At 71.7% G+C, this 13,829-nt stretch carries 14 protein-coding genes; 3 read left to right on the forward strand and 11 right to left on the reverse strand.

Features of this window, described 5'->3' with window-relative positions:
• The first annotated feature begins 51 nt into the window (after window positions 1-51).
• Together V4F39_RS25535 and V4F39_RS25540 are read left to right on the forward strand one after the other, a co-directional pair.
• Window positions 52-978: a histone deacetylase family protein gene (locus tag V4F39_RS25535; protein WP_332293060.1), complete on the forward strand. Its 927-nt coding sequence runs from the start codon at window positions 52-54 to the stop codon at window positions 976-978.
• A 7-nt stretch (window positions 979-985) separates the two neighbouring features.
• Window positions 986-3,682: a bifunctional acetate--CoA ligase family protein/GNAT family N-acetyltransferase gene (locus tag V4F39_RS25540; protein ID WP_332293061.1), complete on the forward strand. Its 2,697-nt coding sequence runs from the start codon at window positions 986-988 to the stop codon at window positions 3,680-3,682.
• 10 nt (window positions 3,683-3,692) lie between these two features.
• On the opposite strand, the gene V4F39_RS25545 is transcribed toward V4F39_RS25540, so the two are convergent.
• From V4F39_RS25545 to V4F39_RS25565, 5 genes are read right to left on the reverse strand one after another with little or no spacing between them, the layout of a single operon-like run.
• Window positions 3,693-4,472, reverse strand: coding sequence for an MBL fold metallo-hydrolase (locus V4F39_RS25545; protein ID WP_332293062.1), 780 nt, complete (start codon window positions 4,470-4,472; stop codon window positions 3,693-3,695).
• A gap of 5 nt (window positions 4,473-4,477) precedes the next feature.
• Window positions 4,478-5,446 (reverse strand): Bug family tripartite tricarboxylate transporter substrate binding protein, encoded by a 969-nt coding sequence (locus tag V4F39_RS25550; protein WP_332293063.1) that lies wholly within the window; start codon window positions 5,444-5,446, stop codon window positions 4,478-4,480.
• A 34-nt stretch (window positions 5,447-5,480) separates the two neighbouring features.
• Window positions 5,481-6,218: an ABC transporter substrate-binding protein gene (locus tag V4F39_RS25555; protein ID WP_332293064.1), complete on the reverse strand. Its 738-nt coding sequence runs from the start codon at window positions 6,216-6,218 to the stop codon at window positions 5,481-5,483.
• Between the two features lie 14 nt (window positions 6,219-6,232).
• Window positions 6,233-7,291, reverse strand: coding sequence for an Ldh family oxidoreductase (locus V4F39_RS25560; protein ID WP_332293065.1), 1,059 nt, complete (start codon window positions 7,289-7,291; stop codon window positions 6,233-6,235).
• 2 nt (window positions 7,292-7,293) lie between these two features.
• The gene (locus tag V4F39_RS25565) at window positions 7,294-8,316 is read right to left on the reverse strand and encodes a Bug family tripartite tricarboxylate transporter substrate binding protein (RefSeq protein WP_332293066.1); all 1,023 of its coding nucleotides are present in this window, start codon (window positions 8,314-8,316) and stop codon (window positions 7,294-7,296) included.
• Between the two features lie 100 nt (window positions 8,317-8,416).
• Here V4F39_RS25565 and V4F39_RS25570 point away from each other — a divergent pair, with 100 nt between their 5' ends.
• Complete coding sequence (locus V4F39_RS25570) at window positions 8,417-9,391, forward strand: LysR family transcriptional regulator (protein WP_332293067.1); 975 nt, start codon at window positions 8,417-8,419, stop codon at window positions 9,389-9,391.
• 45 nt (window positions 9,392-9,436) lie between these two features.
• Here V4F39_RS25570 and V4F39_RS25575 read toward each other — a convergent pair whose 3' ends face one another.
• From V4F39_RS25575 to V4F39_RS25600, 6 genes are read right to left on the reverse strand one after another with little or no spacing between them, the layout of a single operon-like run.
• Window positions 9,437-10,705: a TIGR03862 family flavoprotein gene (locus tag V4F39_RS25575; protein WP_332293068.1), complete on the reverse strand. Its 1,269-nt coding sequence runs from the start codon at window positions 10,703-10,705 to the stop codon at window positions 9,437-9,439.
• Window positions 10,706-10,752: 47 nt separating this feature from the next.
• Window positions 10,753-11,658 (reverse strand): SDR family oxidoreductase, encoded by a 906-nt coding sequence (locus V4F39_RS25580; RefSeq protein ID WP_332293069.1) that lies wholly within the window; start codon window positions 11,656-11,658, stop codon window positions 10,753-10,755.
• The gene (locus V4F39_RS25585; RefSeq protein WP_332293070.1) at window positions 11,655-12,140 is read right to left on the reverse strand and encodes a GNAT family N-acetyltransferase; all 486 of its coding nucleotides are present in this window, start codon (window positions 12,138-12,140) and stop codon (window positions 11,655-11,657) included. Before V4F39_RS25585 ends, V4F39_RS25580 begins: the two co-directional genes overlap by 4 nt.
• A 3-nt stretch (window positions 12,141-12,143) precedes the next feature.
• Window positions 12,144-13,163, reverse strand: a complete 1,020-nt coding sequence (locus V4F39_RS25590; RefSeq protein ID WP_332293071.1) for an NADP-dependent oxidoreductase — start codon at window positions 13,161-13,163, stop codon at window positions 12,144-12,146.
• Between the two features lie 25 nt (window positions 13,164-13,188).
• Window positions 13,189-13,626 carry a PaaI family thioesterase gene (locus V4F39_RS25595; protein WP_332293072.1) on the reverse strand — a complete coding sequence of 146 codons (438 nt, stop codon included), beginning with the start codon at window positions 13,624-13,626 and terminating at the stop codon, window positions 13,189-13,191.
• 20 nt (window positions 13,627-13,646) lie between these two features.
• Complete coding sequence (locus V4F39_RS25600) at window positions 13,647-13,826, reverse strand: hypothetical protein (RefSeq protein ID WP_332293073.1); 180 nt, start codon at window positions 13,824-13,826, stop codon at window positions 13,647-13,649.
• Window positions 13,827-13,829 lie beyond the last annotated feature (3 nt).

Genomic DNA, 13,829 nt, shown 5'->3' on the forward strand with positions numbered 1-13,829 from the left:
GGCCCCATCCACCCGGCCGCAGTGCCGGGGGCCGGTCGAGGAGCCAACACAGTGACAGCCGCCTTCATCACGCATGCCGACTGCGCCCGCCACGAGATGGGCCCCCAGCACCCCGAATGCCCCGAGCGGCTGGCCGCGATCCACGACCACCTGCTGATCAAGGGCCTGCTCGACTACATGACGCCCTACGACGCCCCGCTGGCCACCGAGGCGCAGCTCGCCCGCGCCCATTCGGCGATGTACGTGCGCGAGCTGATCGCCTCGTCGCCCGCCGAGGGCCACCGCCAGGTCGACCCCGACACCTGCATGTGTCCGCACACCGTGCAGGCCGCGCTGCGAGCCGCCGGCGCCGCGGTGCAGGCCACCGACCTGGTGCTGGGCGGCGAGGCGTCGGCCGCCTTCTGCTGCGTGCGGCCGCCCGGCCACCACGCCGGGCAGGCCTCGGCGATGGGCTTCTGCTTCTTCAACAACGTGGCGGTGGGCGTGCGCCACGCGCTCGACGTGCACGGCCTGCGGCGCGTGGCGGTGATCGACTTCGACGTGCACCACGGCAACGGCAGCGAAGACATCTTCCGCGGCGACGAGCGCGTGCTGATGTGCTCCATCTTCGAGCAGGGGCTCTACCCCTTCACCGGCGAAGGCGCCACCGGGCCCAACATGGTCAACGTGGGGCTGCCCACGCGGTCGGGCGGAGAGCGCTTCCGCGAGGCGGTCACGCAGCGCTGGCTGCCGGCGCTGGACGCCTTCGCACCCGAGCTGATCTACGTCTCGGCCGGCTTCGACGCCCACCGGGAAGACGACATGGGCAACCTCGGGCTGGTGGAAGCAGACTACGAATGGGTGACGCAGCAGCTGATGGGCGTCGCCCGGCGGCACTGCGAAGGCCGCATGATCTCGTGCCTGGAGGGCGGCTACGTGCTCAGCCCGCTCGCCCGCAGCGTTGCGGCCCATGTCAAGGTGCTGATCGGCGCCGACTGAACCCACGATGGAAAAGCACTACCTCTCGTCGCTCTTCTCGCCCGAATCGATCCTCGTCTTCGCCGGCGACGCCGACGAGCCCGGATCGCTGACGCCCCAGGCGCGCACGCTGCACGAGGCGCTGCGCGCCCAGCGCTACGCGGGCACCCTCGCCTTCCTCGACACCCGCACCAGCGGCACGCTGGCCGACCTGGCGCAGACACGCGCCGACCTGGCCATCATCGCGCTGCCTCCGGCCGAGGTGGCCGCCGCGCTGGAGGTGGCCTGCCGCATCGGCTGCCGCTCGGCGCTGGTGATGTGCAACAGCCTCGGCGCGGCGCAGGCGGCCGAGCTGCGCCGCATCGCCCGGCGCGAGGGCGTGCACCTGCTCGGCCCCAACGGCCTGGGCATGCAGTGCCCGCGCCTGCAGCTCAATGCCAGCGCCATCGGGCCGCTGGCGCGCAGCGGGCCCCTGGCGCTGGTGTGCCAGTCGGGCGCGCTCACCGCCTCGATGCTCGACTGGGCGCGCAGCAACGCGGTCGGCTTCTCGTCGGTCGTGTCGCTCGGGCCGAACACCGCGGTCGACATCGCGCAGGTGCTCGACTACCTGGCCAACGACGCGCACACCCACAGCATCCTCGTCTACCTGGAAGGCATCTCCAGCGCGCGCCGCTTCATGAGCGCGCTGCGCTCGGCGGCCAACGCCAAGCCGGTGGTGGTGCTCAAGGCCGGCCGCCGCCCGGCGGGCAACGAGGCGGCGCAGACGCACAGCGGCGCCATCGTCGGCAGCGACGACGTGTTCGACTCGGCCCTGCGCCGCGCGGGCGCGGTGCGCGTGCGCTCCTTCGTCGAGCTGTTCTCGGCCGCCAAGTGCCTGGCCTCGCGCTACCGGCCGGTGGGCAAGCGCCTGGCCATCGTCACCAACGGCGGCGGCCCGGGCGTCCTGGCGGCCGACTGGGTCAACGAGATCTTCCTGCTGCTCGGGCGCCTGTCGCCCGAGGCCGCCGACGCACTGAAGCCCCAGCTTCCGGAGCTGGCCTCGCTGACCGACCTGATCGACCTGTCGGAAGACGCCACCCCGGCGCACTACCAGTTGGCGCTCGAGGCCACCGCGCACGACCGAGAGGTCGACGGCGTGCTGGTGATCTTCTCGGCCAAGGCCGGCAGCGACGCCGAGGCGGTGGCGCGCGCGGTGGCCGACACCAAGAAGTCCATAGGCAAGCCCGTGCTGGCCTGCTGGATGGGCGACGCGACGATGGGCACCGCCCGCAGCGTGCTGAACGACGCGGCGATCCCGAGCTTCCGCACGCCCGAGGCGGCGGTGGGCGCCTTCGGCAACATCGCCTCGTTCTACCAGAACCAGCTTCTGCTGCAGCAGACGCCGCCGCCGCTGTCGACGCTGGCCAAGCCCGACATCGAAGGGGCGCGCCTGGTCATCGAGAGCGTGCTGGCCGAGCGCCGCAAGGTGCTGACGGAGATGGAATCGAAGACGCTGCTCTCGGCCTTCCACATCCCCGTCACCCAGACCACGCTCGCACGCAACGCCAACGAGGCGATGATGATCGCCACGCAGCTCGGCTTCCCGGTCGCGCTGAAGATCGATTCGCCCGACATCACGCACAAGAGCGACGTGCAGGGCGTGGCGCTCAACATCATGAACGGCGCCGGCGTGCGCGACACGTACCACGACATGGTGGAGCGCGTGGCGCGGCTGCAGCCCGGCGCACGCATCAACGGCGTGACCGTGCAGAAGATGGCGCGCGCCCAGCGCGGCCGCGAGATCTGCGTGGGCATGGTGACGGACGACCCGTTCGGCCCCGTCATCGTGTTCGGCGCCGGCGGCACGATGATCGAGCTGATCCGCGACCGCGCGATGGAGCTGCCGCCGCTCAACCAGTTCCTGGCGCGGCGGCTGATCGAGCGTTCACGCGTGGCCGAGACGCTGGCCGAATGGCGCGGCGCGAGCCCGGTCGACATGGACGCGCTGGAGCGCGTGCTGCTGCGCGTGTCGGAGATGGTGTGCGAGCTGCCGCAGCTGCGCGAGATGGACATCAACCCCATCATCGTGGACGAGTCGGGCGCGGTGGCGGTGGACGCGCGCATCGTGATCGACAGCGCCCCGCAGGGCGCAGGCCTGGGCGCTGGCCCCAGCGCCTACGCGCACCTGGCGATCCTGCCCTACCCGGCCCGCTACGAGCAGGTGTGGCCGATGCGCGGCGGCGGCGAGTACACCGTGCGCCCCATCCACCCCAACGACGCGCAGATGCTGCAGGCGCTCGTGCAGAGCCTGTCGCCCGAGAGCCGGTACTTCCGCTTCGTCTCGTCGATGACGAAGCTGCCGCCGCCGATGCTGGCGCGCTTCACGCTGATCGACTACGACCGAGAGATGGCGCTGGTGGCCGTCTGCAAGCAGCGCACCGCCGCGACCGACGGCTCCATCGTCGAGACCGAACGCATCATCGGCGTGTCGCGCTACGTGACGAATCCCGACCAGTCGACCTGCGAGTTCTCGCTGGTGGTGGCCGACGACTTCGCCGGCAAGGGCATCGGCTCGCGCCTGATGGAGAACATTATGGACGTGGCCCGCGAGAAGGGCCTGTCGGAGATCGTCGGCCTGGTCCTCACCAACAACCCGGGCATGCTGAAGCTGATGCGCAGCCTGGGCTTCGAGGTCAAGCCCTTCCCGGAGGATCCGGACTTCAAGCTGGTGACGCACGCGTTGTGACGGGGGCGCCTCAGCGGTCGCGGTAGCCCGCGCCGAACGCATGGACGCCGCACAGGTCGATGGTGTCCATCATCCGGATCGACTCCGAGAACCACACCGCGATGGCCGCCTTGCGTTCGCCGACGTAGACGGGCCGGCCGTGCTCGTCCAGCGTCATCGACAGGTCGTGCCCGGGGATCAGCACCGTGCCGGGCACGCGCCGCCAGCAGGCCCAGATGTCGTCGATGCTGCGGCGGCTGGCCTCGGCGTCGCCGGTGGCGTCCACCTCGCGTGACAGCAGCTCGGCCCGGTTCTTCGCTGCGTCGCCGGTGAAGAGCACCGGGGTCGGGTTGGCGTCCAGGTACAGCAGCAGGTGCCCCGGCGTGTGGCCGGGCGCGGCCAGCACGTGCAGCCCCGGCAGGATGCTGTCGCCCGCCCGCACGCGATGCACACGCGGGCTGCGGGCCAGCTCCGCCACATAGAGCTCCGGCAAGGGGTTGAAGCCGGGCGGTTGCGCGGCGGCCCACCCCAGTTCCTCGGCGCCGATCCACACGGTCGCGTTCGGAAACAGCACGAAATTGACGGCATGGTCGTAGTGCGCGTGCGTGAGGAAGACGTCGGTCACGTCCTGCGGCGCGACACCGCGGGATTCGAGCTGCTTGTGCAGTTCGCGCCGCACGCCGAAGGCACCCACGTCCACCAGCACCGTGCGGCCGCCGCCACGCAGCAGCGTGACGGTGCTCCATCCCAGGCCGCCATGGCACACCGCCTTGCCGGGAAACCCCTGCACGAGCACATCCACCTGGTACATGGGCCTCACTCCGGCTGAATCTTCGCGTCGGTCACGAGTTTGCGGTACATCGCCAGCTCGCGGGTGATGGTGGCCGCGAAGGCCTCGGGCGTGCTGCCCACGAGGTCGTTGCCGCCTTCCACCTGCAGGCGCTCGATGACGTCGGGAGACTTCAACGCCTTCACCACCTCCTGGTGCAGGCGGCGCACGATGGCGGGGTCGGTCTTCGCCGGCGCCATGAGGCCGACGAACTGCGTGATGTCGAAGCCCTTGTAGCCCAGCTCCTGCATGGTCGGCACCTGCGGCAATGCGCTCGCGCGCCGGGGACCACTGACGGCCAGCGCGCGCAGGCCGCCGCCGCGCACGTGCGGCGCCGCGGTCGTCACGGTGTCGAAGGTGAACGACAGCTGTCCGCCCAGCAGGTCGTTCAGCGCCGGCGCGTTGCCCTTGTAGGGCACATGGATCATCTTCGTCGACGTCGTCCAGGCGAGCATCTCGCCGGCGAGGTGGCCGCCCGCGCCGGTGCCCGCCGAGCCGTAGGTCATCGTGCCCGGCTTCGCGCGGGCCGCCTCGACCAGCTCGCCCACGCTCTTCACCGGCGAGGCGCCCGGCACCACCAGCGCGTACTGGTAGGTCAGGATCTGGCTGATCGGCGCCAGGTCCTTCACCGGGTCGTACGGCACCTTGGCGTAGAAGACCGGGTTCACGACGATCGGGCCGCTGGCCACCATCAGCAGGGTGTAGCCGTCGGGTGCCGACTTGGCCACGGCGTCGGTGCCGATGCCGCCGTTGGCGCCGCCTCGGTTGTCGACCACGATGGGCTGGCCCAGCCCTTCGGACAGCTTGCGCGCCACCACGCGCGCGGCGATGTCGGCGTTGCCGCCCGCGGCGTAGGGAACCACCAGCCGGATGGGCTTGCTGGGGTAGGGGTCGGCCCAGGCGGGCGCGATGAGGGCCATGCCGAGGGCGGCGGCCAGGGTGAGCTTGCAGAACACGGTCGTCTCCTTCAGGGGTTCTTGTTCGCTTCGATCAATCCGATGACGGCGGCGCGACCACCGCGCCCTGGATGCCATGGCGGCGCATCGACTCGGCCACGACGCCGGTGCGCTTCATGTCCTCGACGAACTGCCGCAGGTAGGCTGCGGCCGCTTCGCTGCGGCCGCGGGGCATGCCCATCGCCTGCTCGATCACCATGAAGCGGCCGGGCAGCAGGCGCAGGCCCGGGTGCTGCGCCGCATCGGCCTCGAGCTGCTGGCGCACGCCGGCGGCCACGTCCGCCTGCTGCGCCAGGAACGCCTCGACCACCTTCGGCGAGGTCGGCGCCCGCAGGATGGTGGCGTGCTTCAGCTCGCGCGTCAGGTAGAGGTCGTACGCGCTGCCCTTGCCGACCATCACGCTGGTGCCGGCGGCGTCCACCTCGCCGTTGTGCTGCAGCGCCGAATCCTGCCGCACCAGGTAGCTGCCCTCGATCAGCACGTAGGGCCGCGTGAAGTGAAGGCCGCCGGCCCGCAGCGGATCGACGGCGAAGAAGCCGATGTCGGCCTCCTCGGCCGTGACGGCAGCGACCGACTTGCCGGCCGCGTCGAACACGACGAGTTCCAGCGGCGCGTCGAGCCGGTCGGCGAGGTGGCGGGCCAGGTCCACCGAGATGCCCGCCGGCGCACCGCCCGCGTCGCGGCCGGCCAGGATCGGGTTGCCGAGGTTGATGGAAGCACGGAGCACGCCCGTGGGCAGGAAGGCGGCGCGGACCTCCGCGGTGGGCGGCATGGACGAGGCTCCCATCACGGCGCCACCGCGATGCCTTCGGCATGGCGTTGCAGCAGTTCGTAGGTCGCCGGGTCCAGCACGATGCCTTCGCTGCGCTGGCGCCGCAGCTTGCCGAGCTCGATCTCGCCGGGCACGATGACCGGCCGGTCCGCATCGGCCGGCGGGCTCGCGTGCAGGATGGCCGCGAAGTCCCGCATGCGCTGCGCGAGCCATTGCGCGGAGCCGAGCCGGCGGGTGTCGATCAGGATGAAGAAGTGCCCCAGGTTCTGCGGCTCGTCGGGTGCGTCCGACCACGACTTCACGTGCGTCAGGTAGGCCGCATCGGAGAGCAGGCCGGCAAACAGGTCCACCATCAGCGCGAGGCCGTAGCCCTTGTGGCCGCCGATGGGCAGCAGGAAGCCGTCCAGCGCCGCGGCGGGGTCGGTGGTCGGCCGGCCGCCGGCGTCGGTCGCCCATGTGTCGGGGATCGGCTCGCCGCGCTTCAGCGCATTGCGGATCTTGGCCCGCGCGGCCACGCTCATCGCCATGTCGAGCAGGAACGGATCGCCGCCCGGATGAGGCACGCCGAAGCCGATGGGGCTGTTGCCGAGCCTTGCATCGCTGCCGCCCCAGGGCGCGATGGTGGTGGTGGCATTGCTGCCGATGATGCTGGCGAAGCCGGCCTCGGCGGCGATCAGCGAGTAGGGCGAGATCGGCCCGAAGTGGTTGCTGCCGCGCGCCAGCGCGACGCCGACGCCGCACTCCTTCGCCGCGTCCATCGCGGCCTGCAGCGCGCGCATGCCGACCAGCGGGCCCACGCCGTTGTCGCCGTCGACCTGCCGCAGCGCCGGGGCCGGCTGGTGCACCGTGATGTCGGGCCGGGCCTTGATGCCGCCGACCTTCAGCCGCTCGCCATACGACTCGATGCGGCTGAGGCCGTGGGTGGACAGGCCGAACTGGTCGGCGGTCACGAGCACGCGGGCCACGAGTACGGCGTCAGCGGGCCGCAGGCCCAGGCCCGTGAAGGCACGGGCGCCCAGCGCCAGGAGTTCGGCTTCGGACTGCCGGGGAACGGTGGTCAGGGTCGTGGTCATGTCTATTCAACTTTCAGCTTGGCCTGGCGGACGACGATGCCCCAGCGCTCACGTTCGGACTGGATGAAGGCAGCGAACTGCGGGCCCTTCATCGGGGCGGGGACGGTCGCTTCGCCCTTGAGGCGTTCCTGCACCGAAGGCACCTGCAGGGCCTTCTCGGCGGCGTCCTGGATGCGGGCGACCACGTGCTCGGGCGTACGGGCCGGCGCCAGGAAGCCGAACCACTGCGAGCTGTCGAAGCCGGGGTAGCCGTGCTCGGCGACGCTCGGCACCTCCGGGAGCGCGGGCAGGCGCTGCGGCGAGCCGGTGGCGATGACGCGCAGCCGCCCGCCTTCGGCATGCTGGATGAAGGCCGGCGGGCCGGCCGAGGCAGCGTCGATGTTGCCGGCGAGCAGGTCGTTGAGCTGCGCGCCCGTGCCCTTGTAGGGCACGTGGATGACGTCGATGCCCGCAGCGAGCTTCAGCATCTCGAACGCGAGGTGCCCCGCGCTGCCGTTGCCCGCCGACCCGTAGCTGAACTTGCCCGGGTTGGCCTTGGCGAGCGCGATGAACTCCTTGAGGTTCTTCGCCGGCACGTGGGCGCCGACCGCGAACACCATCGGCACCTTCGCCAGCAGGCCGACGGGCTCGAAGTCCTTGTCCGCATACGGGAGCTTCTCGAACATCGCCGGGTTCACGGCCAGCGTGCCCACATGCCCGAGGACGATGGTGTAGCCGTCGGGCGCCGCGCGCGCCACCTCCTGCATCGCGACCTGGCCGGAAGCGCCGCCCTTGTTCTCGACGAAGACCGTCTGGCCGAGGATCTTCGTCATCTCGGCCGTGAGCAGCCGGGCGACGACGTCCGAGCTGCCGCCCGGCCCGTAGGGCACCACGACCCGGATGGGCCGCTGCGGCTGCCACGGTTTGGGCTGCGCCGAAGCCGGCGCCGCAGGCAGGGCCGAGAGCCCGCCGACGGCGAGCCATGCCGCCAGCAGCAGGCCGCGGCGCCGGGCCGGTGCGGAAGGAAGAAGCGAGGTGGCGGGCATGTCCGTTCGAGAGGTCCGGTTCAACAGGATGAACAAGATGGTGCCCAGCCCCCATTCACCAGTAAAGTGCAAATATCTGAAGCATTCTTGCGTCCGACACATGAAATTCGACCTGGCCGATCTCCGGGCGTTCCTGGCCGTCGCGGACCTCGGTTCGTTCCGCGCCGCATCGCAGGCGCTGCACCTGTCCCAATCGGCGGCCTCGCGGCGGATCGACAAGCTGGAGGAGGCGCTGGGCGTGGAGCTCTTCCTGCGCACCACGCGGCGCGTCGAGCTGACGACCATCGGCAGGACGTTCATCCACAGGGCGCGCGCCGTCATCAACGACCTTGAAAGCGCGCTCGTCGGCATCGCGGACTTCGCCGACCGCATCTCCGGCGAGGTGTCGGTGGCCTGCGTGCCTTCGGCGGTGGGCTACTTCCTGCCGGGCGTGATCGAACGCTTCCACCGGCTGCATCCGCGCATCCGGGTCCGGCTCATCGACGAGTCGTCGTCCGAGCTGCTGCTGGCCGTGGCCAACGGCGAGGCCGACCTCGGGCTGACCTACATCGGCACGCAGGAGCCCGACATCGAGTTCGAGCCGCTGCTGGAGGACCTGTTCGTCGTCGCCTGTCCGAAGGAGCACCCGCTGGCCCGGCGCCAGCGCGTGAGCTGGGCCGAGCTGGCGCCCTACGACCAGGTCTCGCTGGCGCACGGCAGCGGCAACCGTTTCCTGATCGACCAGGCGCTGGCGCAGGTCGAACACAAGCCGGAATGGTTCTGCGAAGTGCGGCACGTGCCGGCGCTGGTCAGCCTGGTCGAGGCGGGGCTGGGCATCGGCGTGGTGCCGCAACTGGCCCTGCCGCCGCGCGGCCGGCTGGTGAGCGTCGAGCTCGAAGCGCCCACCGTGAGCCGCACCATCGGCATCATCCGCCGCCGGGGGCGCGCCCTGCGCCCGCCGGCCGAACTGTTCCAACGGCTGCTGATGGAACTCACGGCGCAGCAGCGCGCGCCGCGCCCTGCAGCAGGCAGGCCGCGCACCGGATCGCCGCCGGCGGCCGGACGCAGCGGCGTCCCGAGACGCCGCGCGCCGTGACTGGAGGGCAGGCCGCCGCGCCCCGACCGCGAGCAGCCGCGAGCCTCAGCGCCCTGCCAGCCAGGCCGCCGCGCCCTGCCCCGCCAGCCGCCCGCTCGCGAAGCTGGCCTGCAGCAGGTAGCCGCCGGTGGGCGCCTCCCAGTCGAGCATCTCGCCCGCGCAGAACACGCCGGGCCGGGCCGCCAGCATCAGCTGGTCGTCCATCGCCTCCAGGCGCACGCCGCCGGCGGTGCTGATGGCCTCGGCGATCGGACGCGGGGCCACCACGCGCACCGGCAGCGCCTTGAGCGCCGCGGCCAGGCGGGCGGGGTCGTCGATCACCTCGCGCGGCAGCAGTTCGTACACCAGCGACATGCGCGCGCCCGCCAGGCCCAGCCGGCTCTTCAGGTGGGTGGCCAGGCTGCGCGGGCCGCGCGGGCGGGCCACCTCCGCCGCCACACGCGCCGCATCGAAGGTGGGCAGCAGGTCGAGCATGAGCGTGGCCTCGCCCTGCGCCGCAATGGTGTCGCGCAACAGCGCCGAGACGGCGTAGACCAGGCTGCCCTCGATGCCGTACCGGCTCAGCACGAACTCGCCGGCGCGCTCGAAGCGGCGGCCGTCGGGCGCGGTGAAGGCGATCGCCGCGGGCTTGATCGGTGCGCCCGCGAAGCGCTCGAGCAAGTGGGCGCTCCAGCCCCGCGTGCCGTCGGGCCGCTGCACCTCGAAGCCGCAATTGGACGGCTGCAGCGGCGCCACGTCCACGCCCTGTGCCGCCAGCAGCGGCATCCACGCGCCGTCGGAGCCCAGGCGCGGCCAGCTCGCGCCGCCGAGCGCGAGCACGGTGGCCCCGGCCTGCACCTTCAGCTCACCGTTCGGGCCCGAGAACATCAGGGCGCCGTCGTCCGACCAGCCCTGCCAGCGGTGGCGCTGGTGGAAGCGCACGCCCGCCGCCCGCAGCCGATGCAGCCATGCACGCAGCAGCGGCGCGGCCTTCAGGTCGGCCGGGAACACGCGGCCCGAGGTGCCGACGAAGGTCTCGATGCCCAGGGCTGCGGCCCAATCGCGCAGCGCCTGGGGACCGAACTCCGCCAGCCAGCGCGCCGCGGCCGGCGCGCGTTCGGCGTAGCGCGCCACGAACGGTTCGAGCGGCTCGCTGTGGGTCAGGTTGAGGCCGCCCTTGCCGGCGAGCAGGAACTTGCGGCCGACCGACGGCATCGCATCGAACACGTCGACCGCATGGCCGGCGGCCGACAGGGCTTCCGCGGCCATCAGGCCGGCGGGGCCGCCGCCGACGACGACGGCCCGGCACGGCAAGGGAGAAAGGAGGTTGCGCATGCGGCATTGTTGCAGCGCACCCGCCGCGCGCCGTGCCGCCGCAGGCGTCAGCCCCGGCGCAGCGCGTCGCGCAGCTCGGCGCCGATCGCCGGGCGGTCGGCAAACGGATCGCCGGGGTTGCGCTGCTGGAGCAGGTCGTCCATGCGCTGCTGCACCGTCTTCAGGGCATGCGGATGGCTGTAGATGTAAAACCGGCGTTCGCGCACCGCGTCGAGCACCTTCTGCGCGATGTGCGCGGCCGTCACCTTGCCGCTGCCCACGGCCTTGCTCATCATCGCGCGCGAGAGGGCCTGGCTGGCCGTGGGCGCCGTGTCGTCCGCCAGGTCGGCCGGGCGGTTCCGGGCGCTGTCGTGGATGCCGGTAGGCACGAAGAACGGGCACAGCACCGAGGCGCCGATCTGGTCGGTGACGAGCGACAGGTCCTGGTGGAGCGTTTCGCTCAGCGACACCACCGCGTGCTTGCTGACGTTGTAGACGCCCATGTTGGGCATGTTCACCAGGCCCGCCATCGATGCGGTGTTGACGATGTGGCCCTCGTAGCCGGCATCGGCGCGGGCGGCGGCCAGCATCATCGGGGTGAACACGCGCACGCCGTGCACCACGCCCATCAGGTTGACGCCCAGCACCCATTCCCAGTCCTCGGCACTGTGCTCCCAGATCAGCCCGCCGCTGCCCACGCCGGCGTTGTTGAACACCAGGTGCGGCGCGCCGAAACGCTGCTGCACCGCGGCGCCCAGCGCCTCGACCTCGGCCGCCTTCGAGACGTCGAGCCGGAACGGCAGCACCTGCGCGCCCAGGCCGCGGATCTCCTCGGCCGCACGCTCCAGCGCCTCGGCCTGCACGTCGGCCATCGCCACGTTCATGCCGGCCTGCGCCGCGAGGCGCGAGGTCTCGAGGCCGAAGCCCGACGCGGCGCCGGTGATCACGGCCGTGCGGCCCTGCAGGGTCTTCATCGCGGGGGGTCTCCGGCCGGGCACAGCATCTCGACGTGCGGGATGCCGTCTTCGAGGTAGGCCTCGCCGACGGGCTGGAAGCCCAGGGTGCCGTAGAAGCGCTGCAGGTGCGCCTGCGCGCTGATGCGCACCGCGCGCCCCGGCCACACGCTGCGGCAACGCGCCAGGCCTTCGCGCATCAGCACGAGGCCGAGGCCGGTGCCGCGCGCCTCGGGCGCGGTGACCACGCGGCCGATCGAGGGCTCGTCGTACTTCACGCCCGGGTCCACCACGCGCAGCACGGCCCGCATCGGCCCCGGCCCGGCGCCCTGGGGCGCGCCGCGGCCCAGCAGGTGCCAGGCCTGGCGGTCGACGCCGTCGGCGTCGAGGTACACGCAGTGCTGCTCCACGACGAACACCCACGAGCGCAGCATCAGCGCGTCGTACAGGTCCTCGGCCTGCAGCTCGCCCAGGCGCGCCCAGCGCCATTGCAGGTCCGCCATCGGCTAGACCAGCTTGACGAGCTGCTTGCCGAAGTTGCGGCCCTTCAGCAACCCGAGGAAGGCCTCGGGCGCCGCCGCCAGCCCTTCGGCCACCGTCTCGCGGTACTTCAGCTTGCCGGTACCCACCAGCGTGGCCAGCTCGGTCAGCGCCTGCGGCCACAGTTCCATGTGCTCGCTGACGATGAAGCCCTCGAGCCGCAGCCGGTGGGTCAGGAGCAGTTGCGGCTGCTGCAGCGGGATGGGCTGGCCGTCGTAGCCGGCGATCATGCCGCACAGCGCGATGCGGCCGAACGCGTTCATGCGCTGCAGCGCGGCATCGAGGCCCAGGCCGCCGACGTTCTCGAACACGCCGTCGATGCCGTCGGGGCAGGCCTGCTTCAGCGCCTGCGAGAACGATTTCAGGTCGGCGTGCTGGCGGTAGTCGATGCAGGCGTCGAAGCCCAGCTCGTCCACCACGTAGGCGCACTTCTGCGGCCCGCCGGCGATGCCCACCGCACGCGCGCCGCGCACCTTGGCGAGCTGGCCCACGGCGCTGCCCACCGCGCCGCTGGCGGCGCTGACGAGCACCGTCTGCCCTTCCTTGGGCGCGATGATCTGCGTGAGGCCGTACCACGCCGTCACGCCCGGCATGCCCACGGCGCCGAGGTAGGCCGACAGCGGCACGTGCTCGGTGCTCACCTTGCGCAGCATCCCGGGCTTGCCGGCATCCACCACCTGGTACTCCTGCCAGCCGCCCATGCCGACGACCTTGTCGCCGACCGCGAAGGCCGGGCTCTTCGAGTCGACCACCTCGCCGACGGTGCCGCCCTGCATCACCTCGTTCAACGGCTGCGGCGCGGCATAGCTCTTGGCGTCGTTCATGCGGCCGCGCATGTACGGGTCGAGGCTCATGTAGTGGTGGCGCACCAGCACCTGGCCGTCGGCCAGCGTGGTCGGCAGCCGCGTGCGCACCATGTGGAAGTTGTCGGCGACGGCTTCGCCGGCGGGACGCGACACGAGATGGATCTGGTGGTTGATCGTCATGGTGGTCTCCTGCTCCTGGTGGGTGTCAGTCCGATGCGCCGTCGCGCTGCACCTTCCGGCCGCCGACGGTGAGTGCCTTGAGGTGCTTGAAGGTGCCGGTGGCATGCGCGACGAGGGCCCCCTGCTCGTCGAACGCGCTGGCCTCGCAGAACGACAGGGTCAGCGTGCGGTCCATCACCCGGCCGCGCACCGTGAGGCGGCCGACCCCGGGGCGCATGAAGCTGGTCTTCATCTCGATCGTGACGACCCCGGTGCGCGGCGTGCCGCCAGGCTCGTCGGGGCTGCGGGCCGCGTGGCCCATCGCGGCGTCGAGCAGCGTCATCGTGACGCCGCCGTGGGCCGTGCCCCAGTTGTTGGTGAGTTCCTCGTGCACGTTCAGCGACAGCTCGGATTCGCCGCCGTGGAAGCGCGACACCTCGCAGCCGAGGTGGGCCAGGAAGGGGACGTGGGCAAGGGACTGCATGCGGTCTCGTCGGGGGGTGTTCAGTTCGGCCGGCGCGAGCGCACCCAGATGAGGAGCACGCCCGCCGCCACGGCCACCGCGCCGCCGAGCTGCATCAACCCGCCGAGCACCGCGTCGGCGACGAAGAAGCCCAGGCTGGCCGCGATGATGCCGCCGTAGATCAACACCCACACCAGGGTCTCCAGCGTCTGCGCACGCATCGG

Origin of the sequence: Aquincola agrisoli (genome assembly GCF_036621135.1) — a bacterium.
GTDB lineage: Bacteria > Pseudomonadota > Gammaproteobacteria > Burkholderiales > Burkholderiaceae_C > Aquincola > Aquincola agrisoli.

Bases quoted from the DNA above. Each gene is read 5' to 3' on its own strand.
- V4F39_RS25590 (WP_332293071.1), bottom strand. From the start codon at position 13,163: ATGACGATCAACCACCAGATCCATCTCGTGTCGCGTCCCGCCGGCGAA.
- V4F39_RS25540 (WP_332293061.1), top strand. From the start codon at position 986: ATGGAAAAGCACTACCTCTCGTCGCTCTTCTCGCCCGAATCGATCCTC.
- V4F39_RS25580 (WP_332293069.1), bottom strand. From the start codon at position 11,658: ATGAAGACCCTGCAGGGCCGCACGGCCGTGATCACCGGCGCCGCGTCG.
- V4F39_RS25560 (WP_332293065.1), bottom strand. From the start codon at position 7,291: ATGACCACGACCCTGACCACCGTTCCCCGGCAGTCCGAAGCCGAACTC.
- V4F39_RS25565 (WP_332293066.1), bottom strand. From the start codon at position 8,316: ATGCCCGCCACCTCGCTTCTTCCTTCCGCACCGGCCCGGCGCCGCGGC.
- V4F39_RS25600 (WP_332293073.1), bottom strand. From the start codon at position 13,826: ATGCGTGCGCAGACGCTGGAGACCCTGGTGTGGGTGTTGATCTACGGC.
- V4F39_RS25570 (WP_332293067.1), top strand. From the start codon at position 8,417: ATGAAATTCGACCTGGCCGATCTCCGGGCGTTCCTGGCCGTCGCGGAC.
- V4F39_RS25585 (WP_332293070.1), bottom strand. From the start codon at position 12,140: ATGGCGGACCTGCAATGGCGCTGGGCGCGCCTGGGCGAGCTGCAGGCC.
- V4F39_RS25555 (WP_332293064.1), bottom strand. From the start codon at position 6,218: ATGCCGCCCACCGCGGAGGTCCGCGCCGCCTTCCTGCCCACGGGCGTG.
- V4F39_RS25595 (WP_332293072.1), bottom strand. From the start codon at position 13,626: ATGCAGTCCCTTGCCCACGTCCCCTTCCTGGCCCACCTCGGCTGCGAG.
- V4F39_RS25545 (WP_332293062.1), bottom strand. From the start codon at position 4,472: ATGTACCAGGTGGATGTGCTCGTGCAGGGGTTTCCCGGCAAGGCGGTG.
- V4F39_RS25575 (WP_332293068.1), bottom strand. From the start codon at position 10,705: ATGCGCAACCTCCTTTCTCCCTTGCCGTGCCGGGCCGTCGTCGTCGGC.